Annotated in this window: 18 protein-coding genes and 3 pseudogenes; 10 read left to right on the top strand and 11 right to left on the bottom strand. The window is 72.4% G+C overall.

Annotation, left to right across the window (positions count from 1 at the left end; translation table 11 throughout):
* Nucleotides 1–4 precede the first annotated feature (4 nt).
* Complete coding sequence (locus OJ254_RS23845; RefSeq protein ID WP_265363976.1) at nt 5–1,312, bottom strand: cation:proton antiporter domain-containing protein; 1,308 nt, start codon at nt 1,310–1,312, stop codon at nt 5–7.
* A gap of 280 nt (nt 1,313–1,592) precedes the next feature.
* Here OJ254_RS23845 and OJ254_RS23840 point away from each other — a divergent pair, with 280 nt between their 5' ends.
* Together OJ254_RS23840 and OJ254_RS23835 are read left to right on the top strand one after the other, a co-directional pair.
* Nucleotides 1,593–3,140, top strand: coding sequence for a hypothetical protein (locus OJ254_RS23840; RefSeq protein WP_265363975.1), 1,548 nt, complete (start codon nt 1,593–1,595; stop codon nt 3,138–3,140).
* An 80-nt stretch (nt 3,141–3,220) separates the two neighbouring features.
* Nucleotides 3,221–3,622 (top strand): SHOCT domain-containing protein, encoded by a 402-nt coding sequence (locus tag OJ254_RS23835; protein ID WP_265363974.1) that lies wholly within the window; start codon nt 3,221–3,223, stop codon nt 3,620–3,622.
* Between the two features lie 30 nt (nt 3,623–3,652).
* Here OJ254_RS23835 and OJ254_RS23830 read toward each other — a convergent pair whose 3' ends face one another.
* The gene (locus OJ254_RS23830; protein WP_265363973.1) at nt 3,653–4,525 is read right to left on the bottom strand and encodes a DUF4231 domain-containing protein; all 873 of its coding nucleotides are present in this window, start codon (nt 4,523–4,525) and stop codon (nt 3,653–3,655) included.
* A 222-nt stretch (nt 4,526–4,747) separates the two neighbouring features.
* On the opposite strand from OJ254_RS23830, the gene OJ254_RS23825 reads away from it, so the two are divergent.
* On the top strand, nt 4,748–6,280 hold the full coding sequence (locus OJ254_RS23825) for a toll/interleukin-1 receptor domain-containing protein (RefSeq protein WP_265363972.1): 1,533 nt from the start codon (nt 4,748–4,750) through the stop codon (nt 6,278–6,280).
* On the top strand, nt 6,280–7,203 hold the full coding sequence (locus OJ254_RS23820) for a WD40 repeat domain-containing protein (RefSeq protein WP_265363971.1): 924 nt from the start codon (nt 6,280–6,282) through the stop codon (nt 7,201–7,203). Before OJ254_RS23825 ends, OJ254_RS23820 begins: the two co-directional genes overlap by 1 nt.
* A 557-nt stretch (nt 7,204–7,760) precedes the next feature.
* On the opposite strand, the gene OJ254_RS23815 is transcribed toward OJ254_RS23820, so the two are convergent.
* The 3 genes from OJ254_RS23815 to OJ254_RS23805 form a co-directional block, all read right to left on the bottom strand.
* Nucleotides 7,761–8,378 (bottom strand): hypothetical protein, encoded by a 618-nt coding sequence (locus OJ254_RS23815; protein ID WP_265363970.1) that lies wholly within the window; start codon nt 8,376–8,378, stop codon nt 7,761–7,763.
* 65 nt (nt 8,379–8,443) lie between these two features.
* Nucleotides 8,444–8,908, bottom strand: coding sequence for an SRPBCC family protein (locus OJ254_RS23810; RefSeq protein ID WP_265363969.1), 465 nt, complete (start codon nt 8,906–8,908; stop codon nt 8,444–8,446).
* Entirely contained in the window at nt 8,889–9,791 is a 903-nt protein-coding gene (locus OJ254_RS23805) for an RNA polymerase sigma-70 factor (RefSeq protein ID WP_265363968.1), read from the bottom strand. Before OJ254_RS23805 ends, OJ254_RS23810 begins: the two co-directional genes overlap by 20 nt.
* A gap of 180 nt (nt 9,792–9,971) precedes the next feature.
* On the opposite strand from OJ254_RS23805, the gene OJ254_RS23800 reads away from it, so the two are divergent.
* A complete protein-coding gene (locus OJ254_RS23800; RefSeq protein ID WP_265363967.1) occupies nt 9,972–10,712 on the top strand; it encodes a DUF6333 family protein in 741 nt (246 codons plus the stop codon).
* 49 nt (nt 10,713–10,761) lie between these two features.
* Here the strand turns inward: OJ254_RS23800 and OJ254_RS23795 are convergent, their stop codons facing one another.
* From OJ254_RS23795 to OJ254_RS31730, 4 genes and pseudogenes are all read right to left on the bottom strand, one after another.
* The gene (locus OJ254_RS23795; protein ID WP_265363966.1) at nt 10,762–11,058 is read right to left on the bottom strand and encodes a hypothetical protein; all 297 of its coding nucleotides are present in this window, start codon (nt 11,056–11,058) and stop codon (nt 10,762–10,764) included.
* Nucleotides 10,967–14,110: an ATP-binding protein gene (locus OJ254_RS23790; protein ID WP_265363965.1), complete on the bottom strand. Its 3,144-nt coding sequence runs from the start codon at nt 14,108–14,110 to the stop codon at nt 10,967–10,969. The genes OJ254_RS23795 and OJ254_RS23790 overlap by 92 nt, the downstream gene beginning before the upstream one ends.
* Before the next feature lie 48 nt (nt 14,111–14,158).
* Nucleotides 14,159–14,934, bottom strand: a pseudogene (locus OJ254_RS23785) (SDR family NAD(P)-dependent oxidoreductase).
* Nucleotides 14,935–15,291: 357 nt separating this feature from the next.
* The gene (locus OJ254_RS31730) at nt 15,292–15,693 is read right to left on the bottom strand and encodes a chaplin (RefSeq protein ID WP_423835942.1); all 402 of its coding nucleotides are present in this window, start codon (nt 15,691–15,693) and stop codon (nt 15,292–15,294) included.
* 292 nt (nt 15,694–15,985) lie between these two features.
* Between OJ254_RS31730 and OJ254_RS23775 the strand changes: the two genes are divergently transcribed.
* From OJ254_RS23775 to OJ254_RS23755, 5 genes and pseudogenes are all read left to right on the top strand, one after another.
* Nucleotides 15,986–16,972 carry an MsnO8 family LLM class oxidoreductase gene (locus OJ254_RS23775; protein WP_265363964.1) on the top strand — a complete coding sequence of 329 codons (987 nt, stop codon included), beginning with the start codon at nt 15,986–15,988 and terminating at the stop codon, nt 16,970–16,972.
* A 171-nt stretch (nt 16,973–17,143) separates the two neighbouring features.
* A pseudogene (locus OJ254_RS23770) lies at nt 17,144–18,118 on the top strand (alpha/beta hydrolase).
* Nucleotides 18,108–19,337, top strand: a complete 1,230-nt coding sequence (locus OJ254_RS23765; protein WP_341483722.1) for an acyltransferase family protein — start codon at nt 18,108–18,110, stop codon at nt 19,335–19,337. Before OJ254_RS23770 ends, OJ254_RS23765 begins: the two are co-directional and overlap by 11 nt.
* A gap of 10 nt (nt 19,338–19,347) precedes the next feature.
* A complete protein-coding gene (locus OJ254_RS23760; RefSeq protein WP_265363963.1) occupies nt 19,348–20,709 on the top strand; it encodes a sensor histidine kinase in 1,362 nt (453 codons plus the stop codon).
* Nucleotides 20,706–21,377, top strand: a complete 672-nt coding sequence (locus tag OJ254_RS23755; RefSeq protein ID WP_265363962.1) for a response regulator — start codon at nt 20,706–20,708, stop codon at nt 21,375–21,377. The genes OJ254_RS23760 and OJ254_RS23755 overlap by 4 nt, the downstream gene beginning before the upstream one ends.
* 51 nt (nt 21,378–21,428) lie before the next feature.
* Here the strand turns inward: OJ254_RS23755 and OJ254_RS23750 are convergent, their stop codons facing one another.
* Both OJ254_RS23750 and OJ254_RS23745 read right to left on the bottom strand, forming a co-directional pair.
* Nucleotides 21,429–22,556, bottom strand: coding sequence for a tetratricopeptide repeat protein (locus OJ254_RS23750; RefSeq protein ID WP_265363961.1), 1,128 nt, complete (start codon nt 22,554–22,556; stop codon nt 21,429–21,431).
* Nucleotides 22,553–23,882 (bottom strand): annotated as a pseudogene (locus OJ254_RS23745) (ATP-binding protein). The gene OJ254_RS23750 and the pseudogene OJ254_RS23745 overlap by 4 nt, the downstream one beginning before the upstream one ends.
* Nucleotides 23,883–23,998 lie beyond the last annotated feature (116 nt).

The raw sequence follows: 23,998 nt of genomic DNA, 5'->3' as shown, positions 1-23,998 counted from the left end.
TCGGTCACTGGCTCTTCCACTCGGGCGGGCGGCGCGCGTCCAGCAGCCGGTCCGTCATGCTCTCGCGCAGCGACGGGCGGCGGGCCACCGCCCGTTCGTACCACCGGCCGTACCGGTCGGCCAGGACGACGGACGAGAGTCCGTGCGACAGGACGCTGAGCCCGATGGTGACGGCGACCACGGTGCCCGGCCGGGCACCGGGTGCCGTTTCGGTCGCCACGAGCAGGCCGAGGACGAGGGACGGCAGACCGCGCGAACCGAACCAGGCGGTGTAGAGCACGGTGGGCGCGCGCAGCCCGCTCCCCACGAACGCCAGGGCGGTGGGCAGCAGCCGGACGACGGTCAGGCTCAGCACCGCGTAGCCGATGATGCTCCAGTTCAGCCGGGTGAGTGCGGGGCCGAGCAGTACCGCACCGAAGACCAGGAAGCTCAGTGCGGCCAGCAGCGCGGCCAGGTGCTCGGCCGCTTGCAGCGTGTCGTCCTCGCCCTCCGGCACGGTGCCGCGCCGCGCCGGCGGGCGCAGGGCGACCGAGAAGACGAACCCCGCCACCCAGGCGGCGACGAAGGGACTGCCCTCCGTGGCCGCCGCGAGCGCGGCCGCTCCGGTGGCCAGGGCCAGCGGAAGAATGCGCCGCCACTCAGAGGTCATCGCGTCCGCGGCGCGCGACCGGCGCAGCAGCCACCCCCCGAGGCCACCGACCGCCAGCCCCAGCGCGGGACTGAGCAGCAACACCCGCTCCAGGATCCCCACCACTCCCTGGTGCGCGGCCGCCGTGCCGGGCAGTCCGGCGAGGAGGACGGCGAAGAGCGGCAGGACCAGGCATTCGTTCAGGCCGCACTCGGCGTTGAGCCCGTGCCGTACGACCGCCGGGATGCGCGGGGCGAACACCGCGCTCTTGCTCACGGACGCGTCGGTGGGCGCGAGGATCACCGCGACCAGCGCCAGTTCCCAGCCGCTCAGCCCCGGGAGCAGCAGCCACGCCAGCAGGGCGCCGCCCACGATCGTGAACGGCAGTCCGACGGCGAGCAGGCGGGCGGGGAAGAACCAGCCGCTGCGGAACTCCTCGGAACGGACGGTGGCGGCGTCGGAGAACAGGACCAGCGCCAGCGCCGCCTCGACGAGGGTGAGCACCGGCCCGGCGTCGTGCTCCAGATCGAGCAGCCCGAGACCGACCGGGCCGATGAGCACGCCGGTCGCGGTGAACACCATCGGGGCCGATACCGAGCGTGCGGCCAGTCGCCGGGAGACGAGGGCGTACCCGCCGGTGACCGCGGCCACCGCAGCGACGGCCCACCCGCCGTTTCCGCTCACCTGTGCTCCTTCGGTCGCAGGGAGCGTAACGTCGGCGGCTCGCGGATCACCGCAACGAGGGCGGAGCCGGGCGGCCGAGTCCCCTGAGTGGATGCGCCGGCATCCCGGAAGCGCCCCAAGGTCACCTGGAACGAGTGATGGCTGCCCGCTCCGCACGCGGCAGGCTACGAGGGAACTCCGTCGGCCCGTGTCTGCCCGTGTTGCGGGCCGCAGCCGGGCAGTACGTACCCGCGGCCATCCGGTCGCCTCAGGCAGGGGCCGGTTCAGGGAGGAGCCGCGCATGTCCACCCCCGCCACCCCCGCCACCCCCGGCCCGGACGGTCCGGACGAAGGCCCCGACCGTCCGGCCGGCGACCGCCCCCTGAGCCCCGCCGAGCGCAAGGAGTACGAGCGGCTCCGGCGCGCGTCCCATGTGCAACACCGGAAGCTGCGCATCTCCTGCGCGGCCGTCCTCCTCGTCCTGGCCTTCCTGCTGGCCCCGCTCGGCGCCGTCGCCGCCTGGGCGCAGTCCCAGGTCTCCGACGCGAGCCGGTACGTACAGACCGTCGCCCCGCTGGCCCGCGATCCGGCGATCCAGAGCGCGGTGACCAATCGGCTGACCAACGACGTGGTCAAGAAGCTCGACGTCAAACGGGTCACCGACGCCCTCGCGAAGTCCCTCGCCCAGCGCAACGCGCCGCCCGTGATCGTCAACCAGACCAGGCGACTGGGCGGCCCGCTGGAGAACGCGGTGACGGACGCGGTCCACAAAGTGGTGGACAAGGTCGTCACCAGTGACGAGTTCGCGAAGGTCTGGGACGCCGCCAACCTGCGCGCCCACGCGGCCGTGGTCAAGGTCCTCACGGGCGAGGGCAACAGCGCCATTCAGGCCCGCGGCGACACCGTGGTCCTCAACATCGGGACCGTCGTGGACAAGGTCCAGCAGCGGCTCGTCGACCGCGGCTTCGAGAAGGCCAAGTACATCCCCGACGTCGACCGGCAGATCGTCCTGCTGAAGACGGACAAGCTGCAGCAGGCGCAGAACGCCATGATGGTGCTCGACATCGTCGGTGTCTGGCTGCCCGTGACGGTCCTGGTGCTGGTCGCGCTGGCGGTGTGGACGGCGCCGGCCCACCGGGCGACGCTGCTGACCGCGGGCGTCGGGCTCGCCGTGATGATGCTCCTGCTCCTCGTCGGGCTCGCGGTCGCGCGCCGCCAGTACCTCGATTCGGTGCCCCCGAGCGCCCAGACCCAGCAGGCCGCGGCGGCCGTCTTCGACACACTGGTGCGCTTCCTGCGGAACAGCACCTGGACGGTGTTCGTCGTCGCCGTGATCACCGCGATCGCCGCCTACCTCTACGGGCCCGGACGCCCGGCCCGCGCGATACGCTCCGGCGCCGCCAGGACCACGGGCGCGGGCGGAAGAAAGCTCGCCCGCATCGGCCTGCGCACCGGGGGAGTGGGCCGGTGGCTGGATGCCCACCGGGCCTGGACGACCGGGATCGTCATCGCGATCGGTGCCCTGGTCCTGGTGCTGTGGAACTACCCCACACCGGCCTCGGTCGCCCTGGTCCTCGGCATCGTGCTCGTCGTGCTGGTGCTGCTGGGCGTGCTCGCCGCGACCGCCACTCCGCCGTCCGGCGCTCCACCGAAGCCGGCACCGGCCGGTGCCCCACCCGGTCCCGGCCCCGGCCCCGGCCCCGGCCCCGGTCCCGGTCCTGGCCCCCGTACGGACGACACACGGCCCGGCCCGCATCCGGATGCCACGCCGCCCGGCCCGCAGACCGACGCCGCGCCGCCCGGCCCGCACACGGACGACTCCCCGCCCGACCCACCGGTTCGCCCGTAGCGGGTGATGCCGCCGACGGTGGGCGCGCGCGACGGTGAGGTCGTACCACTGGTGATCGGGCTGGTGATCAGGAGAGAGCGATGGAGTACTTGGCGTACGACTATCCGGTCCTCGGTGCCTTCTGGACCGTGATGTGGATCTTCTTGTGGATCTGGTGGCTGGTCCTGCTGTTCCGCATCATCGTCGACATCTTCCGCGACCGGCGGATGAACGGTTGGGCGAAGGCCGGCTGGCTCATCTTCGTGATGGTCATCCCGTTCCTCGGCGTGCTGGTCTATGTGATCGCGCGCGGCCGTCAGATGGGTGAACGCGAGATCGACCACGCGCGTGCACAGCAGGAGGCCATGAACGCCTACATCCGGGACGTGGCGGGAGGTCCCGCCGAGGACGTGGACAGGCTGGCCAAACTCTCCGAGCTCAAGAACAAGGGCGACATCACGGAGGCGGAATTCCAGCGGGCGAAGGACAAGATCCTCCACTAGCGAGGGTCCTCCCCATGGCGCCGCTCGCCGCTACGCCGCGCCGCGGGACGCCCGCCACATCGTGTGCTCCCGGCTGATGGCCTCCTCCGCGTCGGCCACTTCCTGCGCCCACTGCGACTCGTCGTGCACCGCGCTCAGCCGCTGGTGCACGATGCTCAGTTCGGTCGCCGCGAAGGTGTAGGCCCGGCCGAGCGACTCGTACTGCCGGACCGCGAACCACGCGGCGCAGACGCCCAGCACCGCCGCCAGCACCCCGGCCAGGTCGAACGAGATGATCTCCAGGAGGCGCAGCACGGCGGCGAGCACGCCCAGCCCCTCGACGGTGATCAAGCCGATCCGCCAGCGGCGGGCGAGGGTGGTGTTCATGGTGGCCTTGGCCCCGTACCACTGCTGCTGATCCGCGATGCGCCCGGCGAGATAGGCCTGTTTGCGGACCGCGAACGGGCTCCGGCGCAGGTCGGCCATGACGTCGGTGGCGGCCATCGAACCGACCGGGACGATGGCGTCGCTGGGCGCCTCCCGCAGCAGCACCTCCAGGCGTTGGTGGAACCTCCGCTCCGCGGTCTCCGCGGGCACGTCGGCCGGGAAGGGATCGCCGGCCACCGCGTACCGCCAGGACAGCGTCTTCGCCGACTCGGCCAGGGCACGCCCGTCGTACCAGGCCCGCTCCGGTCGTTCGGTCAGCATCCAGACCTCTACGTAGACGGTCGCCAGGAACGCCAGGAGCACCGCTGCCACCGCGGCGTCCGCGCTCGACACCGCACAGACCGCGGCGGCGATCGCCAGCAGCAGCCGCCATTTCGTGCCGCTCATGTAACGCCGCTGCCCCGACAGGGAAGCGGCGTCGGCCGACCGGAATACCGCCGGGAAGTCCTCGTCCCCGAGTGTGCGCACCTCGCCCATCCGCAGCCCGCCCCCGCGACGCAGAGTGAGTTCGAATTACCAGAGGAAGGTGAAGTCTAGAGGCGATCGGGGGCGTCCGGGCGGGAACGCGGATCGTGGCCACCGGTGGATCCAACTCGCCTCCGCAGACGCACCGTTGCGCACGCCTGTGCTGCTGAGGATGATGCGGCCAACGCGCCCTGGGGCGGGCCGGTGGCGGGTCTGACGGACGGGGGGTCCGGAATGGGTGAGGGGAACGCGGCACCGCAGCGGGTGTATCGGAACGACGCCTTCATTTCCTACCACCATGCTTCGGACAGTGCGAAGGCCGCCCACCTGCGGCGAGGACTGCAGAATTTCGCGCGCAGCTGGCGGCAATTACGCGCGCTGCGCGTCTTTCTCGACAATGCCTCGCTGTCCGCGAATCCGGGACTGTGGCCGGAGATCGAGCGTCAGCTCGCGGAATCCGGGGCCTTCATTCTGCTGGCCTGCCCGGGGTCGGCCGCCTCGCAGTGGGTGCGGAAGGAGATCGACTGGTGGCGCGCCGGGCGGGGGACGCGGCAGGTGCTCATCGTCGTCACCGGCGGAGAGCTCGGGTGGGACCAGGAGCGCGGGGACTTCGACTGGGAGCGCACCACCTGCCTGCCGCGCACCATGGCAGGCATGTTCACGGACGAACCGCGCTGGGTCGACCTGCGCTGGATGCCGGAGGACAACCCCGGCTCGCTCCGCGACCCCCGGTTCCAGAGTTGCGTGGCCGATCTGGCGGCTCCTCTGCACGGCCGTCCCAAAGAGGACCTGATCGGTGCGGATGTCGCCCAGCACCGCAAGACCCGGCGGCTGGTGCGGGGCGCGCTCGCCGTCATCACCGTCCTCGCCGTGCTCGCCGGCGTGGCCTCGGTGGTCGCGGTCCTGCAACGGAACGAGGCCCGCAGCCAGGCCCGGCTGGCGACCTCCCGGCAGCTCGCCGCCACGGCCCTGAACCTCAAGGACGGGAATCTGCGGCTGGCGTCGCTGCTGGGCATCGAGGCGTACCGCATGCAGCAGTCGCCCGAGGCCATCGCTGCCTTGAACCAACTCGCCATCGACAGCCCGTACTTGGTGGCCATGGTGTCCAGCCCCAAGGACATCAGTGCGTTCGCGTTCAGCGGGGACGACGCCGCCGTCGCCGTGGGCGACGAGGGCGGTGCGGTCACGGTGTGGCGCAGTGACGGCGGCACCGTACGTGCCCGTACCGCGCTGCCGGGCCGGATCACGGCGGTCGGTTTCAGCGAGGACGGCAAACGCCTGGCGATCGGGGACGAAAAGGGAAACCTGGGGGTCTACGACCTCGCGGCCAGGAAGCTGCGGCGGCTCGCGCCGATGCCGGGGGCGGTGGGCTCGGTGACGTTCGGCATGGCCGGAGACCTGGCCGCCGTGGACGAGGACGGTACGGTGACGCTCTACGAACAGGCCCGGACCAGGTTCCGTTCGCGGAGCACCGGCCACCACGACAGCCGGGTGGTCTTCCAGAATCAGGAGAGCTATCTGCTGGTGCGCGACCTGGTGGGGGGCGGCGCGCTCTACACCGTGCCCGACCTGCGCACGATCATGGACAGCAAGGAGATGATGGTGCCGGCCGGGCAGCACGCGCCGGCCGTGTCCCTGGGCGGGCACTGCTTCGGCTATCTCAAATTCGGGCGCTTCATCAGCACGGGCCTCCCAGGGCCAAGGGCCATGAAGCCCTCACCGACACCTGCGGAAGCTTCCCCGTCATCCCCAATGAGGAGGCGCTGATGCTGGCGCTGACCGACACCGAGCGGATGGCCGTCGGGACGGCGTCCGGCATCACGGTGGTCGACGGGGACAGTGACGACGGTCCGACCGCAGGGCAGCCCAACCAGGTGCGCACACTCACCGGTGTCGGGCGTCCCGGACTGCTGGAGTTCTCCGCCACGGGCCGCAGACTCGCCTCCGCGCACGGCCGGACGGCCGCGCTGTGGAACTTCGACCAGGCGGCCCGGACCGCACACGCGCACGGCCTCTCCCTCGCCGACGCGCAGACCGCGATCTATGCCCCGCCGCTCGCCATCGGGCCGGGCGGCCGGATCGCCTGGAGCAACCCGCTGGAGGACCAGCCGACCTCGGAATGGGAACGCGTGCTGCACGTCTGGAGCCCCCAGGACGGCACCATCGCCGGCGGAGATGCCTTGAACTACCGCTGCGTCGCCCCCAGCAACGACGGCCGCACGCTCTACGCGGGCAGCGAGCACCTGGTCCAGGAATGGGCCATCACCGGCCAACGCCTGGAGAAGCGGCGCACGGTGATCCTGGCCGGGCGACCGGAGGGCTTCCACGCGGTCCCCCTGCACATCGCCCCGCTGGCGGACGGTTCCCTGGTGGTGACCACGGGGGACGGCGCGGTCCATCTCGCGGGCCCGGCGGCGCAGTACACCCGGATCGTCGTCCCGCCGGGCTCGAACGATCCCGACGACCCCCTGCTGTCGTCACTGAGCGCCGACGGCCGTACCGTCGCGGTGGGAACCCCCAAGGGACCGTCGACCTCTATGCGATCCCCTCCGGTCGCAAGGTGCAGACGGCGCGCCTGGACAACGACGAGGCGGTCAACGCCTTCGCCCTGGCCGGCACGGGTCGTTCGCTGTTCCTCGACGGTGCCGGGAGCACCTTCGCCCGCTGGGACCTGGACGAGCGGCGGCTGAGCTGGCAGAGCGACGAGCCGAACGGCGGCCGGGTGGCGGTGAGCGACGACGGCCGTACGGTTGTCACCCTGGCCGGTAGCGGCGCCCTGACCCGATGGGACGCCGACACCGGCGACCGGCTGGGCGGCCCCCAACTGCCCATCCCGCCCCATACGTTGTCCGGAACGGGTGGTATCGGAGAGCACACCGAGTTCTCCGTCGACGACACCGGCACGCTCTGGACCGCCACCGAAGGTGGCGAGATCCTCTCCTGGGGCTTTTCCGTGGACTCCTGGATCGACAGCCTCTGCCGAATCGCCGGCCGCAGCCTGACCGCCGCCGAATGGCGCCGCTACGTGGGCACCACCCCGCCGTCCCGGCCCACCTGCGGCTGACGGCGGAAGCGGGCGTCCTCCGCACGCAACGGCCCTCCGGCAGCAGCCGGAGGGGCCATCGGGTCAGACGGTTTGCCCTCGGGCCAGTGGGATTGCATCCACCACACCGCGAAACTGATGGTCGCGGTACCGCAGGCAGAGGACGCGCCGCGCACCTGGTTCGTCAGTGAGGGGCCCCGTTCGTCAATGCGCGAAGGGCGGTTCGAAGCAACCCGACTCCGGATACGGTCCGTTGACCTGCACCTGGTAGTTGGTCTTCTGCACGAACGCGGTGACGCAGGCGTCGTTGTGGACGCGGAGGCCGATCCGGGCACCTTCGTGCGTGACGTAGTGGTCGTTCTCGAAGCGGGGTTCCATGCCCCGCACATCGAGCTTCCCGCCGAGCCGCTCCCCCTTGGCGCCGGTCCGCTGCTCCTGGTACCCCAGCGCGAGCAGCGCCGCCCGGACGCTCTTGGGGTCCCACTTCCCTTGCTTCCAGAGGCGTTTGAGGACCGGCTCGATGCGGTTCGCCTCCCTCCGCGCGTCCCTCTGGCCGGCCGGGGACATCTCGCGGGATTGCCGGCCGGCGTTGTTCTCGTGGTAGTGCGGGGCCCCGTCGTGGGCCCCGGGCTCCACGTAGGGGGAGGCGCCGGGGCCGGACGGGCTGTGGCTCGGGCGGGAACTCGCGCCGGGGGAGGTGCTCGGCGCGCCGGCCGCGACGCGCTGCTGACCACAGGCCGTCAGGGACGTGGCGGCGCTCAGGAGGAGGAGTGCGGCGGCGACGCGTCTTCGCCGTCGCGGCGCGAGGAGGGGTATGGACATGCGGTCACTCTGCCACGACCGTGGGGATATCCGCGGTCGTGTCCCTGGTTCTGCCGCCCCGGCCGTCATGCCCGGTTCCGTTGCGGCTGTTGGGTCAGTGCGGCGTCGGCCGCAGCGAGGATGTTGCCGAAGGTGCCGGTGAGGATCGGTCGTACGAGGAGCCGGGTGAGCGGACCACCGAGCAGCGGGAGGCGCACCTCGGCGCGGGTGGTCCAGCACACCTTCGTACCGCCGTCGACCTCGGTGAACGTCATGCGGCCGAGTTCGTGCCGCGACGGCGGCAGGCTGCGATCGACGACGTACTCGGTGGCGTACGGCGGGTCGTAGTGCGTGATGCGCTCCCGGAACCAGCCCACCAGCCAGAGGTGACTGCGGACCGCGCCGACCCCGTAGGGCGCGCCCGCGCCGTGCCGGGTCAGCCGGCAACGCAGCACCAGCGGTGAGCTCGTGTAGTGGGTGGTCGTGGTGAGCCAGGCGAAGACCTCGTCGATCGGGGCGTTGATGACGCGTTCAACGGTCACGGTTTCCACGGCTGGGTACTCCTCTGTCGAGTGGGCACACCGCGTCCGCGCGGTGCAGCTTGTCCGGGTTGCGCATGCCGTAGAGGCCGGTGATCCGTCCGTCGTGGATCTCGAACGCGACGAGCCAGTCGAGTGCGTCGCCGGTGACGAACCGTGCCGCGGGCATGCCGTTGTACGTGGCGGACTCGGTGCGGGTCGTGGCGGTGCTGGTGCGCACCACGCCGCAGACGAACCGGGCGACCTCGGCGGGGCCGACGATCGGGCGGCGGGCGGCGGCCACCTTCCCGCCACCGTCGGAGAGCACCACGACATCGGGCGCCAACAGGTCCATCAGCACGTGGACTTCGCCGGTCGCCGCCGCGAGCAGGAACCGCTGGATGATCTCCCGGCTGTCGGCGGAGTCGGGCGCGAAGCGGCGGCGCCGCGCGTGGACGTGCCCGCGTGCGCGGTGGGCGATCTGCCGGACGGTGGCCTCGGCCTTGCCGATCGAGGCGGCGATCTCGCCGTGGGTGTAGCCGAACACGTCGTGCAGCACGAACACCGCGCGCTCGGTCGGGTTCAGCGTCTCCAGGACGAGCATCATGGCCATCGACACCGACTCGGCCAGGATCGCGTCGTCGCTCACCTCCGGCGCGGTGCGGATGGGCTCGGGCAGCCACGTGCCGACGTACTCCTCCCGCCGCGCCTTGACCGCGCGCAGGTGGTTGAGTGCCTGCCGGGTCACCGTACGGACCAGGTAGGCGCGCGGATGCTCGACCGTGGCCGGATCGACGCTGCTCCACCGTAGATAGCTGTCCTGCAGCACGTCCTCGGCGTCGGCCGCGCTGCCCAGCATCTCGTAGGCGAGGGTGAACAGCAGCGGACGGTGCGTGGTGAAGGCGTCCTCGGCCACACCCGGCTCCTCTCTTCGGCTGCCCATCGAGACACTCCGCACCGGCACACCGTGACAGCCCGCTGCTGTGATTCGCTTCACAGGACACGCAAGCCGTGCCGGTCACCACCCGGGCACGGCCCCGGCGCCCCAACGCACCCCGTGCAAGCGCAAGTTCGCGGGAAAGTTATCGTGACGCCCATGACGGACTCCGCACTCACCGCATCCTCCTTCTGGGACGTCCCGCCGGACGCCGACGTCGTCCGGTCCGGCGAGTACGAGCTCACCCTCGTCCGGTCCGGAGCCCCCACGGACGCGTCCGGTCTCCCGGCGCACGACCCGGTCGCGGCCCGCCGGTTCGCCGCGTCCTTCGGCACCATCGACACGGTCCTGGAAGACCTGGGAACCGTCCCCGCGACCGATGACCCGTCCGCCGACACCCGCGCGGACCTGGAACTGGTCCGGGTCGGGAGCTGGGGCGGGGTCACCGAGATCACCGACCCCGGTCTCGTGCAGTGCAACGGCAGCTTTCCCGTCGAGGAGGAAGCGGAATCGCTCGCCGAGCGCTTCCCCGACGCCGTGATCATCGCCTCCTGCACGGTCGACTACTCGCTGACCTACGGCGCGTACAAGATCATCCACCCCGACGGGGTCCGGCTGTTCGCCGCCGGCTGGCACGGAGAAGGCAAGGACTACTGGGATCTCGACGGCTCACCGGCCGACGTGGCCGCCGCCTTCGGCATCACGGCAGCGGAACTGTCCGACGCGTACGTCGACCTGAACGCCGCCGCCCACGTCTTCTCCTGGCGGAGCCTGTGCAATCTCGCCCTCAAGAAGGTCGCGCCCCTCGACCACACCGGCCGCATCTCCTCCCTCTTCCGCGTGCGTCACACCGAAGAGGCCACCGGCCACATGGAAGAGATGTGGCTCGAAGCAGAGTGACCCCTGTGAGGCCGGGGAGACGGAGGCCCGAAGGCCGCTGCTCATCGGCCTAGTCAGGGACTTGGGCACCGACCTCGCGCAGCACGGCGGCCAGGTAACTCCGGGCTTCGGCATGTCCGTTGTCGGCAGCCCGGCGCAGGTGGGGGACGGCCTCCTCCGGTTCGTCGCGCTCGTCCAGGCGCACCCCGAGCTCGAACATCGCCGCGACGTTCCCGGCCTCGATCGCCTGGAGGCAGACCTCGTCGATCTCCTCCTCATCGGCGACCTCGGCCAGTACGTTGAGGTAGTTGTGGAACGACATCGAGTCGCGGCGGTCGAGGTCGAAGGCCCGTTGGAGCAGTTCCACGCCCGCACCGTGCGGTACCTGCAGATCGTGGAGTTCGAGGACGGCAAGCTCCGTCAGCAACTCGGCGTCGTCCGGCGTGACCTCCAGAGCCCCGCGGCAGCGCTCCTTGAGCTCCTCGATCTCCGCTTCTGACATCTCGTCCAGATCCACCTGGTTCCCCTTCCCCTTCATTCTCCGCCCACCGCCTCGATCCATGACTCGGGCAGTCCCAGGAAGCGCAGCGCGTCGGGCAGGGTCGCTCCGGGGACGGACGCCGAGCGGGCGGCATGTCGGTAGTGGGCCCGGGCCCCGGCCCGGTCGCCGCGGGCCTCCGCTGCGCGTCCCAGTCCGGCCAGGGCACGCACCCGGTGGCCCAGCCCCTTGATCCAGTGCGGGTCGAGCTGCGCCAGGGCCTGGGCGTAGAGCTCCTCCGCAGCGGCCGCGTCCCCTCCAGGAGGGCGAGGTCGCCCAGTGCGCGCCGGGTGGCCGCCGTGGCCGAGGCGCTGCCGGCCCGTCGGGCGAACTCGGCGGCCCGGGCGTAATCGGCCCGCGCTGCGGTCGGGTCGGTGTCGATGCGCTGGTCACCCCGGTTGACCAGCAGGTCGGCGCAGTCTTCCCACGCGCCCAACTGCTCGGCGAGGGTGAGGGCCTCCCCGGTGAGCGCGCGCGCCTCCTCACGGGCGCCGCGCGCGCCCGCGAGACCGGCCAGCGCGTCCAGGGCCAGCGCGGCACCCCACCGCTCACCCAGTGCGCGGAACCCCGTCACGGCGGCCCGGAACTCCTGATCGGCCTGCTCCCTCTCCCCGTTGCCGAGGGAGCCGAAGGCGGACACGTAGTGCGCGGCCGCGCGCACCCACGGCTCGGGGCGGTCACGTTGGGCGGAGACGAGGGCCAGGGCGGCGGGCGCGTCGCCGTCACCGGCGTTGTGCATCATCCACAGCAGCAGAGCGGCCGGATAGCGACCCGGCTCGGGGCCCGACCACGCCGCTTCCAGCGCCCGCGCGGCCGGGACTCGGTGACGGCGCCACACCTCGCGGCCCGCCGGGCCGGAGGCCGCGAGCAGCACACAGATCGCGTACGCCTCGTCGTGCCCGTCCGGCGGAGCGTCCCCCACGGCGTCGAGCAGCGCGGCCGCCTGCGGCGCCGACGCACCCGAGACACCTCGGATCCACAGGTACGTCGAGGCCGAGGCGAGCAGCTCCGCCGCGGTCCCGGTCTCGCCGGCCGCCACGGCCCACTCCACGGCCGCCACCAGGTCGGAGTGCTCGGCCGCGAGGACCGCCAGCCACGGGAGCTGCTCGTGCCGGCGCAGCCACGGATCGGCGGCGCGGGCCAGGCCGAGCAGCGTCCGGGCGTGCGCCTGCCGCACCGCCGCCGTTTCCCCCGCGGCGTCCAGCCGTTCACCGGCGTAGGCGCGGATCGTCGCCAGCATGCGGTAGCGGCCGCCCGCCCACTCCAGCAGCGACTTGTCGGCCAACGACTCCAGCGTTTCCTCGTCGGTGTCACACACCCGCAGCGCGGACTCGACACCCGCCCCCTCGGCGAACACCGCGAAGCGCCGCGCGGCCCGCGCCTCCGGCCCGGACAGCAGATCCCAGCTCCAGGCGATCACCGAGCGCAACGTCCGGTGCCGCTCGTCGACCGTCCGCGTGCCGCGCGCGGCCACGGCGAGCCGGTCGGTCAGCCGCGCCGCCAGCTCGTCGAGGCCGACCGTGCGCAGCCGGGCCGCCGCGAGCTCGATGGCCAGCGGCAGGTTGTCCAGCGCCCCGCACACCCGTCGTACGGCCTGCGGGTCGGGGACGAACCCGCGTCGCACCGCCCGGGCCCGGGCGGTGAACAGCTCCACGGCCGCCTTGTCGTCGAGCGGCCGGACCGGATGGAGGTGCTCACCGATGACACCCAGCGCCTCCCGGCTCGTCGCCAGCACCTTCAACCGCGGACACGCCGCCAGCAGGCGCGCCGCCAACGCGGCGACCTCCTCCACCAGATGCTCGCAGTTGTCCAGGACGAGAAGGAGCACCCGCCCCGAAAGCGCCGCGACCAGACGCTCCAGCGGATCCCCGTCACCGGCCGCCACATGCAGTCCCCGCTCCCGCAGGCCGAGGGCGCGCAGCAGCGCCTGCGCTACGAGGGCGCCGTCGCGCAGCGCGCCCAGCTCCATGAAGCAGACCTGCTCGGTCTCCGCCGCGCAGACCTCCACCGCCAGCCGGGTCTTCCCGACGCCGCCCGGCCCGGTCAGCGTCACCAGCCGTGCCTCGCCGAGGAGTTCGGCGATCGCGGCCACCTCGCCGGCCCGGCCGACGAAGGCCGTCAGCGGGGCGGGCGGTGCGGTGGGGGAGGGGGACGGATCGGCACTGAGCAGTTCGTGGTGCAGTCCGACGAGTTCCGCCGACGGATCGGTGCCCAGCTCCTCGGCGAGGTGCCGCCTGGTCCGCTCGAACACCACCAGCGCCTCGGCCTGCCCCCCGTCGGCGAACAGCGCCCGCATCAGCAGCCCGGCCAGCCGTTCGCGGAGCGGATGGCGGTCCAGCAGTTCACGCAACTCCGGTACGACCGCGCGGTGTTCACCCAGCCGCAGCGCGGCCTCGATCCGGTCCTCGTGCACGGAGAGCCGGAGCTCCTCCAGCCGTGCGGCGGCGGCCCGGGCCGGTTCGCTGTCGGCGGCGTCGGCGAGCGCCGGCCCCCGCCACAGCTCCAACGCCTCGTGCAGCAGGGCGGCGGCCCGCTGCGCCTCGCCCTCCCGCAGCGCCGTCCGGCCCTGCTCAGCCAGCCGTTCGAACCGCCCGGCATCGACGTCGTCGACGGGGACGACGAGGCGATAGCCCGCCCCGGTCCGCTCGATCACCGCCGCCCCGCCCAGGGCCGAGCGCAGCCGGGAGATCTGGGACTGGAGCGCGTGCGGTGACGGCGTGCCCTGCGGCCCGGTGCCGTCGGCCAGCCGGTCGGCCGGGACGACGTCCCCGGGCCGGACGAGCAGCAGGGTGAGCAGCGCGCGCCGCGCGGGTCCGCCCAGGGAGACCTCCGCCCCGTCGTCGCCCCACATCAGCGTCCCGCCGAGGATTCCGAAGCGCATGTGGGTGATTATCCACAGCGCCGACGGGTGGTGATCCACCCGGACCGGTCAGACGATCGGGCCGAGATACGTACCGCCGGAGACATCGATGGTCCGGCCGGTGATCCACCGCCCCTGCGGTCCCGCCAGGAAACCGACGACGTCGGCCACGTCCTCGGGCTCGCCGAGGCGCCCCAGCGCGGTGATCGCCTCCAGCCCGGCGACCACCTCGGGCACGGACGTGTAGGCGGCGGTCAGATCGGTCCGCACCGCGCCCGGCGCGACCGTGTTCACCGTGATCCCGCGCCGGCCGAGCTCATTGGCCAGCGACGGGGCCAGCGACTCCAGCGCCGCCTTGGTGACGGTGTAGCCGATCTGCGTGGAGACCGCGAACCGGCTGGCCGTGGACCCCATGTTGACGATCCGGCCGCCGTCGTTCAGCAGCGGCAGGGCCCGCTGGATGACGAAGAAGGGCGCGGTGACGTTGACCGCGAGCAGCCGGTCCCACTCCGCACGGGTCACCTGCGACACCGAGCTCCCCGAAGAGATGCCCGCGTTGTTGACCAGGATGTCCAGCCCCGCCCCGCGAGCCCGGCCGTCAACTCCTCGAACAGCCGTTCCACCGCGTCGTCTTCGCCGAACCGGGCCCGCACGGCGAAGGCCCGTCCGCCTGCCTCCGCTATCCGGGACACGGTCTCCCGGGCCGCCTCCTCATGACTCCCGTAGTGGACCGCGACCCACGCGCCCTCGGCAGCCAGCCGCAGCGCCACCGCCCGGCCGATGCCCCGCGATCCGCCCGTCACCAATGCCGTCTTCCCCGCCAGCGCACCCGTCGTCGCAACCATGGTCAGCCCCTCACTCGGCGGCCGGTCCTCTCTGCGGAACCGGCGATGCCCCCACACTGCCGACGCCGCCTCACCGCACGCTCACCGTCCGCTCACCGGGGCTCCGGCGCGGAAGGGAAAACCACATCCGCCCGGGCACACAAAAGTGCCCGGGCACACAAAAGTGCCCGGGCGCAGATATCTGCCCGGGCTGACAAAACTGCCCGGACACACATGTGCCCGGGCCGGGCCGTCTCCTCCGGTGAAAGTGGAAGGGCTGTCGGAGGAAGCGACCCGGCCCGGGTGGTTGTGGTACGGGCTTCAGTGACCACCCGGGTGGTGCCGTGGCTTTCGGGCCACACCCGGACGACTCCCGTCTTAGCCGGCCATGCCGCCGCCGCCGGTGTGAATGCCACCGGCCGGACGGTGGTGCTTCTTGTGGTGCTTCTTCTTCTTGTAGTGCTTCTTCTCGACGTGCTTGACGTGGTGGCGCACGAAGTGACGGTGCTCGACGTCGTGGCGGAGAAGCACCACGTGCCGAGATTCGTTGATGCAGGTGTTGCCGAAGGCCGGGTTCAGCACGCCAACGATGTCGACGGTGTTACCGCACACGTTGACCGGAATGTGGATCGGGATCTGAATGACGTTGCCCGACACCACTCCCGGGGATCCGACGGCACCACCGGACGCGTCACTGTCTGCGAACGCTGCCGACATGCCGCCCAGCGCAGTGCTTGCCGCCAGAGCGGCAATAGCCGTCACTCGCGTGAAGCGTGACATAAGCAAATCTCCCGATCGATCGCGGCGGCTCGCTGCCGCCTCCTGTCACTTTCTTTCGGCAGCTTTGGGCTTCCCGTGAAGGATTTGAGATCATTTCACTCTTTTGATTCACCCTGATGGCCCGCCTTGACGCCGGCGGCCGGCATTTCCCGCACCCGTCGTAGGTCGGATGGCCGGCCGGCGCCCGTGCGACTGACGGTGAAAACGGCCCGGGGGGCGGGTCGGGCGGGCCGATGGCGTCGAACGGGTGGATCGCCACACCTCATCGAACACCCGTCCTTATGCTGACGTCATGATCGATGTACCCCTTTCAGCGCTGGAAGTCGCGATGGTCCAAACGGGCACCCGGCCCGAGGAGACCCTGCGCGACACCGCCCCCTTCGCTCGGGAAATGGAACGGCTGGGCTACCACCGGATCTGGTACGCCGAGCACCACCACTCCCCGGCCATCGGTGCGTTCCCGCCCGTCGTGCTGACCGCGCACGCCGCCGCCGCGACCTCGGCCATCCGCCTCGGTTCGGGCGGAGTGCTGGCGCCCAACCACGCACCACTCATGCTGGCCGAGCAGTTCGGAGCGCTGGCCGCCCTCCACCCGGACCGCATCGACCTGGGCATCGGCCGCGGTCCCGGCACCTTCGACGAGACCATCGCCCGGGCGCTGCGCCGCGGAGCCGGGCCGACGACCGACGCGGAGTACCAGGACGACGTGGCCGCGGTCCTGTCCTTCCTCGTCGACGAAGTCGCACTCGACCCGCTGCCGGCACCCTGGCTGCTGGCGTCCAGCACCGCAGGTGCCGCACTCGCCGCACGCCTCGGCCTGCCGATCGCCCTCGCCCACCACATCCGGCCGGACAACACCCGGGCGGCGGTGGAGCGTTACCGGGCGGACTTCACCCCCTCCCGCTGGTGCGAGCGCCCCCGGGTGCTGGTGTGCGTGGAGACCGTCTGCGCCGAGACGGAGGAAGAAGCCGCGTGGCGCATCGGGCCGATGAACGTCGTCAAGGCCGGTCTCCTCAAGGGCCTGAGCGAGATCCCCTTCCCCACGCCCGAGGAAGCGGCCACCCACCCCTTCACGCCGCAGGAACAGCAGGCGCTGGCCGGCTTCCGCGCCCAGCAGGCCGTCGGGACACCCGAGACCGTCCTGCGCCGGCTCGCCCGACTGGCCGAGGAGACCGGAGCGGACGAACTGATGCTGACCACGCCCGTGTACGACCTCCGCGACCGCGTCCGTTCCTACGAGCTCATCAGGAAGCACGCCGAGGCGACGGCAGTGCCGTAGGGGCCGAGTGCCGCGGCTGGATCGCCCCTCACCGGCAGTCATGTACCTCCCCTACCTGAGAGCCAGTCGGTGCATGCGCTCCCCAGCGGGACGCGGGGCAAAAGGGCTGATCCATAGCTTCTGTGACCGGAAGTACGACCGGCTTCCGGTACGGAAGGATCGATCACCATCATGGCGTCCCGCCCGCGCACCAGACGTCCGCTGCGCACCCTGCTCGCCGTTCTCGTCGCCTCCGCCGTGGCGGTGCCCGTTTCCGGTGCGGCGCGCGCCCTCGGCCGTTCCGGCGCCGGTGCCGGCCCCGCTCGCGCCGTTGCGGGCGGCCACCGCCGGGGCGCTCGCCGGGCGGTACGCCGACAACCGAGCCGGGATCCGGGCGGCGGAGCGGATGGCCGCCGGCCACGGCGACCTGGCGCGGGCCGCCGCGCTGCGGGCCATGGCCTCGCCCGCACGGCAGTTCCTCGCCTTCGACGGCCGCGACGGGGGCCGTACCGTCGAGGTGTTCGGCGATCTGGCACGGGCCGGGCGGATCGCCGTGCTGGTGCCGGGCTCCGACACCGGTCTCGACACGTACGGACGACTGCGGGCCGGTGCGGCGGCGCTGCGGCGGCAGTTGGGCGGCCGGGCGGCCGTCATCGCGTGGCTGGGATACCGGACACCGGCAACGGTGAGCGTCGATGTGGTCTCGCCGGCGCGTGCGATCGCCGCGGCACCGCAACTCCGGTCCTTCGTGGCCGGGTTGAGGTCGGCGGTGGGTGCGGGAGTGCGGATCACCGTGCTGTGCCACTCGTACGGGTCGGTGGTGTGCGGCCGGGCCGCGGCGGGCTGGCGGTGGGGGACATCGTGCTGTACGGCAGTCCGGGCACCGGGGCCGACAGCGTGGCCGGGCTGCACACGCGGGCGAGGGTGTGGGCCGGCCGCGGGGACGACGACTGGGTGGCGGAAGTGCCGCACGGGAAGCTCCAACTCCCCTTCGCCACCGTTGGGTTGGGTGCCGACCCGGTCTCGCGTGGGTTCGGCGCCCGGGTGTTCGCGGCGGGTGCGGGCGGGCACAGCGACTACCTCAAACCCGGTTCGCTGTCCCTGGCGAATCTCGCGCGGATCGTCGACGGGCAGGCCCCGGTCGGGAGGGTCCGCCGTGCTGCGTGAGGCCGTCCGGCGGGCCACCACCGCCCCGCGCCACCTCGTCCGGCGGATCGACGCGGCGACCCCGGTCGGCCGTGACCGGACCGTCGACGCCCTGCGCGCCCTCGCCATCCTCGGGGTCGTGCTCGGGCACTGGACGGTGACCGCCCTGGTCGCCGACAGCGGTACGGTGCGTGCCGTCAGCCCGTTGCACTTCCTGCCCCAACTCACCCCGGTCTCCTGGGTGTTCCAGACCCTGGCGGTGTTCTTCCTGGTGGGCGGGCAGGTGGGTGCGCACAGTTACGCCGCGGCCCGGGCCCGCGGCGAGTCGTACGGGCGGTGGCTCGGCGCCCGGCTGTCCCGGCTGTTCCGGCCGGTCGCGGCGGTACTGGTGGTGTGGAGCCTGGTGATCGTTGCGCTGCTCGCCTCCGGGGTGCGGCTGGAGACCGTGTACACGCTGGGCAAGCTGGTGCTGTCGCCGCTGTGGTTCCTGCTGGTCTTCACCGCGTTGACGGCCGTGACACCGCTGGTCGCCCGGCTGCACCCGCTGTGGCCGCTGGCCGTCGTGCTGCATGTCGATCTGGTCCGGTTCGGCCTGGGCGGGCCCGGGTGGCTCGGGTGGCTCAATGTGGCCGCGGGGTGGCTGGTCCCGTACTGCCTGGGGGCGGCCTGGGCGCGGGGCGGGCTGCGGGACCGTACGACCGGGTGGGTGCTGCTGGTCGGCGGGGCCGCCGTCACTGCCGGGCTCGTCGCGTGGGGCGGCTATCCGGCGTCGATGGTCGGGGTGCCAGGTGCCGCGATCTCCAACCTCAACCCACCCACCCTCGCCGCCGTCACCTTCGGACTGGCCCAGTGCGGGGCGGCCCTGCTGCTCATCGGGCCGCTGCGGCGGGCGCTGCGCCGCCCGGCGCTCTGGGCGGCGGTGGCGCTGATGAACCTCTCGGCCATGACGGTCTTCCTGTGGCACCAGACCGCGATGATGGCGGTGACGGCGATCGGACTGCTCGCCGGTGACCCGCTGCCCGGCCTGCACACGATGCCCGACGGGGCCGGCTGGGTGCTGGCCCGGCTGGGCTGGCTGCCGGTGTTCGCGGGGGCGCTGGGCGTGTGCTGGGCGGCGTTCCACCCGTACGAGCAGGGGCGGCGGAAGCGCCGCGGCGGCGGCCGGGTCGTACGCGAGCGGCCACCCGTTCCGTCGGGGGAGTGCCCACCCGCCGCGGTGGCGGAGGACCGGCGTGTCTAAGGTGACGTCCGTGAGGACGGGGGGATGGCGCGGCCGGCGGCCGCTGCTCGGGGTGCTGCTGCGACTACGGGCGCTGCGGCGGCTGCCGCGGACGCTGCGCGAGGACCTGTGCACGACGCGGGGCGCGCCGCTGCCGCGTCTGCCGGGGCCCAGCTGGCTGGACTGGCTGCCGGCGTTCGGGACGCTGTGGGTGCTGACCGCGGCGTTCCTGGCCGTGTCCGCCGTGGATACGCTCCACGGCTGGCAAGGGATGGACGGCGCCTACGCCCTGCTGTTCGGTGGGGGCGAGGCGGTGGCGCTCGTCGTCGCGATGGTCCGTCCGGTGCCCGCCTGGTGGGTGGTGACCCTCATCATGGTCGTCGTGGCGCGGGTCTCCGAGGCGGGCGTCGACCCGGACGTGGTGTTCCCGTGGACGGCCGAGGGGATCACCGCGCAGAGCGGGGTGTTGCTGCTGCTGGCGTTCCGGCACCGGCTCCGGGTGGCGGTCGAAGCGCTGGTGATCACCCTCGTGGCGGGGGTGGCCTGCGCCGCCTTCGTCACCCGGCCGCACAACTTCGACGTCGGTCGCGCGGTACCGGTCCTGATCACCGCGGTGGTGGTCGGCGCCGCGCTGCGCGGCCGCTGGGTGGCCCGGGCCGAACTCGCCGAACAGGAGGTGCTCACCGCCGAGGAGCGGGCCCGGCGCACCCTTCTGGAAGAGCGCAGCCGGATCGCGCGCGAGCTGCACGACGTGGTCGCCCACCACATGTCCGTCATCTCCATCCAGGCACAGGTCGCCCCGCACCTGGTCGAGAACCCGTCGGACGAGCTGCGGGAGAACCTCGCGGGCATCCGGGAGAACGCCGTCGAGGCGCTGGCCGAACTGCGGCGTGTCCTGGGCGTGTTGCGCTCCGAGGAGGCTCTGGCCCACGGGGCCCGGCGCGCCCCGCAGCCCACCCTCGACCGACTGGACGAACTGATCGGCAAGGTGCGCGACGCCGGGGTCGAGGTCACCGCCGAGTCGATGGGCACACCGCGGCCGCTCGCCCCCGGAGTGGAGCTGTCGGCCTACCGCATCGTGCAGGAGGCGCTGAGCAACGCGATGCGGCATGCGCCGGGCGCGGCGGTGCGGGTGACCCTCGGCCACCACCACGAGGGACTCACCCTGCGGATCACCAACTCCGCGCCGACCGGGCCCGTCCCGCGTTCGCCGGGTTCCGGGCACGGGCTGCTCGGGATGCGCGAACGGACCGCCATGCTCGGCGGCGAGCTGGCCACCGGCCCTGCGCCAGACGGCGGTTACGAAGTCACCGCGTACCTTCCCGCCCACGCCGGCCGGCCCACCACCACCCTTCCGACCCTCGCTCCGGCTCCCGCAAAGGACATTCCGTGACGACCATTCGCGTGCTCATCGCCGACGACCAGGTGATGGTCCGTCAGGGCTTCACGGTGCTGCTCAACGCGGAGCCGGGGATCGAGGTGGTCGGCCAGGCAGTGGACGGCCTCGACGCCCTCGACAAGATCGCCGAACTCGCCCCGGACGTCGTCCTGATGGACGTCCGGATGCCCCGGCTCGACGGTATCGAGGCGACCCGCCGGATCACCACACCCGCCGGCGCCACCGTCAAGGTCCTGGTGCTGACCACCTTCGACCTCGACGAGTACGTGTACGAGGCGTTGCGCGCCGGTGCCTCCGGGTTCCTGCTGAAGGACGCCTCGGCGGCCGAACTCGCCTACGCCGTAAGGGTGGTGGCGTCCGGCGACGCGCTGCTCGCCCCGAACATCACCAAGCGGCTCATCACCGAGTTCTCCCGCGTCACCCGCACCACGCGGGCCCCGCTCAAGGCCCGGGCCGGCGATCTGACCGAGCGGGAGACCGAGGTGCTGTCCCTGATCGCCCAGGGACTGTCGAACGGCGAGATAGCCGAGCGCCTGGTCGTGGCGGAACAGACGGTCAAGAGCCATGTGGGCCGCATCCTGACCAAACTGGGCCTGCGCGACCGGACGCAGGCCGCGGTCTTCGCCTACGAGACGGGGCTGGTGCGGCCGGCGGGCTACTGAGCCGCGGCGGCCGGAGCGCCGGGCCGCTCAGCAGCGCAGGCCGCCGTGGCGTCAGCGGGTCCTGGGCCGGTCGAACCAGACCGTGGCGAACGTCGGCACCAGTCCTGCCCAGAACAGCACCTGCGGCAACGACCGTTCGGTCCAGGGGATTTCGGCGATCAACAGGGCGCACAGCACGGCCCAGGCCGCCTGGGCCACCACGACGCGGGACCATCCGTGGCGGTGGATCAGTGACCGCACGTTGAGCCGGACGCCGGCGCGCCGCCGCCGGTAGCGCAGCAGTCCGCCGACGAGCCAGATGGCGGTCATCGGCACGAGGTACCACAGGCGCTGGCCGAGCGGCAGCGGCAACTGCCGCTGCACCTCGCCGTCGACGGCGAACAGGTCCACCATCGCCCCCGCGAGGCCGACGCAGAGCAGGGCGAGCCACCGCACCCCGCGCAGCATGCGGTACGTCGCCCGGTCCAGACCGCGCTGCAGCTCGGCCGAGTCCGGTACGGCGGCGAGCCCGCCGGCGTACAGGTCGGCGGCCTCGGCGGCCCGGACGCCCGGGGCCTCGGCGGCCTTCCGGGTCTGCCGGGCCAGGGCCTCGGCGTGGGTCGGGTCGATCCGGAGGATGGCGCGGTTGAGCTGCTCGGCGAGCGTCCGGTCGCCCGAGAAGTCGGCGATCTGCTGGGCGACTTCGTGGGCGTAGACCTCCTCGGGGCCCAGCCGCAGCGCCTCCCTGGCCAGGCCGGCCGCCTCCCGCAGGACCTCGGCCATCTCCTCGTGCCTGAGTTCCCGGGCGCCGGTCGCCCGGACGTGCCGGACCATGGACATCCGGCTCACGGCGTCGGCGAGCATCGCGTAGCCGAGCCAGTGGTGCGGGTCGGCCCGGACCGCCTCGTGCAGTACGGGTTCCGCCTCGCGCCAGGCCCTGTCGGGTATCCGGGTCAGCGCCCGGGCACGCAGGATGAGCCCGCCGAAGTCCCCGGGCGCCAGCTTGAGCGCCTCGTCAGCGGCGTCCAGGGCGCGTTCCGGCTGCTGGGTGTTGAGATGGCAGTAGCCGATCTTGATCCAGGCGCCGGTGTCGTCGGGGTTCTCGGCGAGGTGCTGCGCGAGCAGGGCCAGGGCCTGGTCGTAGCGGTCGAAATCGATGAGGGCCTGGGCCTTCTCGACCGCCGGATGCACTGTGGTCACAGCTTGCGCCTCTTCTTCAGATAGGCCACCAGGTCGTCATACATGCCACCGTCGTTCGCGTACATCGCCACATTGCGGGCGGCCGCGAAACCACGGCTCGGTCGACGGCGCGATCTGCCCCGCCGCGGCCAGCAGGTCCGCCATCCCGATCATGCGTACGGTCCCGGTACGCGCCGAGTCCAGCAGCGCGTGCTCGGCCGCCGCCTCGCAGACATGGGCCAGATCGGCGCCGGACAGGCCGTCCGTGGCCTTGACGAGCTTGCCGAGGTCGACGTTCTCGATGGGCCGCTCCCGCAGGTGGTAGCGGAGGATCGCCTCCCGGGCCGGCGCGTCGGGCGGCAGCACCAGCAACGTCCGGTCCAGCCGGCCGGGCCGGCGCAGGGCGATGTCCACGTCCCAGGGCACGTTGGTGGCGGCGAGCACGAACACGCCCTCGTTCGCCTCCGCCTCGACGCCGTCCAGCTCGGTCAGCAGCTGGTTGACGGTGTTGCGCATACCGGCGCTCTGCGTACGGCTGCGCTTGCCGCCGAGCGCGTCGAGTTCGTCCAGGAAGACCACGCACGGGGCCTGGCGGCGGGCCGTCTGGAACAGCTCGTGCATATTGCGCTCGGAGTTGCCGATCCACATGTCGAGCACATCGTTGACCGACACGGACAGGAAGCTCGCCCCGAGCTCACCGGCGACGGCCCGCGCGATGAAGGTCTTGCCGCAGCCGGGCGGCCCGTACAGCAGGAGTCCGCCGCGCAGACTCTTGCCGTACAGACGGCGCAGCTCCGGATTGCGCAACGGCGCCAGGAAGGCCGCCTCCAGCCGCTCCTTGACCTGCTGCATGCCGCCCACGTCGGCGAGCCGGACGGTTCCCGGCCGCTCCACGTCCCAGGCGGCCGCCTCCCCGGGATCACCGCTGCCGTCGACGCTGAGCGGTGCCTCCACGAACCGCGGCGGCACGGCATCACCGACCTGGTCCTCGGCGGCCTTCCAGTCGAAGCGGGGACCGGAGGCCGGGGTGGGACCGGAGGCCGGGGCCGGGGGGCCGGCCGGGTGCTCGGGTGCCGGGGGCTGCGGTGCCGGAGGCTGTGGTGTCGACGGAAGCGCGGCCTCGCGGGGCTCGGGTGCCGAAGTGCCGGTGACGGCCCGGATCATCAACTCCCGTGCCTGGGGGTCGGTGGGCGCGTGCTGCAGTGCCACCGCCAACTCGCCCACCGCGGCGTCGCCGAGCCCCGAGGTCAGCAGCAACTCGGCGAGGTGCAGCCGCAGGGGTACGTCATCGGGCGCCGCGGCAACGGCCGAACGCATGCTCTGTATGAGGGGGGATTCCGCCGACATGGCCCACACTTTACGGAGCCCGTGCGCGCGGCCGGCGAGTGGCCTGGCTGAACCGGTGTCAGGGCTTGTACGTGGCCGCCGGATCCTCCCCCGTGACGAACTGTTGGGTCTGTCCC

The sequence above is a fragment of the Streptomyces endophytica genome (assembly GCF_026153355.1).
GTDB classification, from domain to species: Bacteria; Actinomycetota; Actinomycetes; order Streptomycetales; family Streptomycetaceae; genus Streptomyces; species Streptomyces endophytica.
The sequence above is the reverse complement of the archived record's forward strand: the minus strand, read 5'-3'. Positions and strand labels throughout refer to the sequence as shown.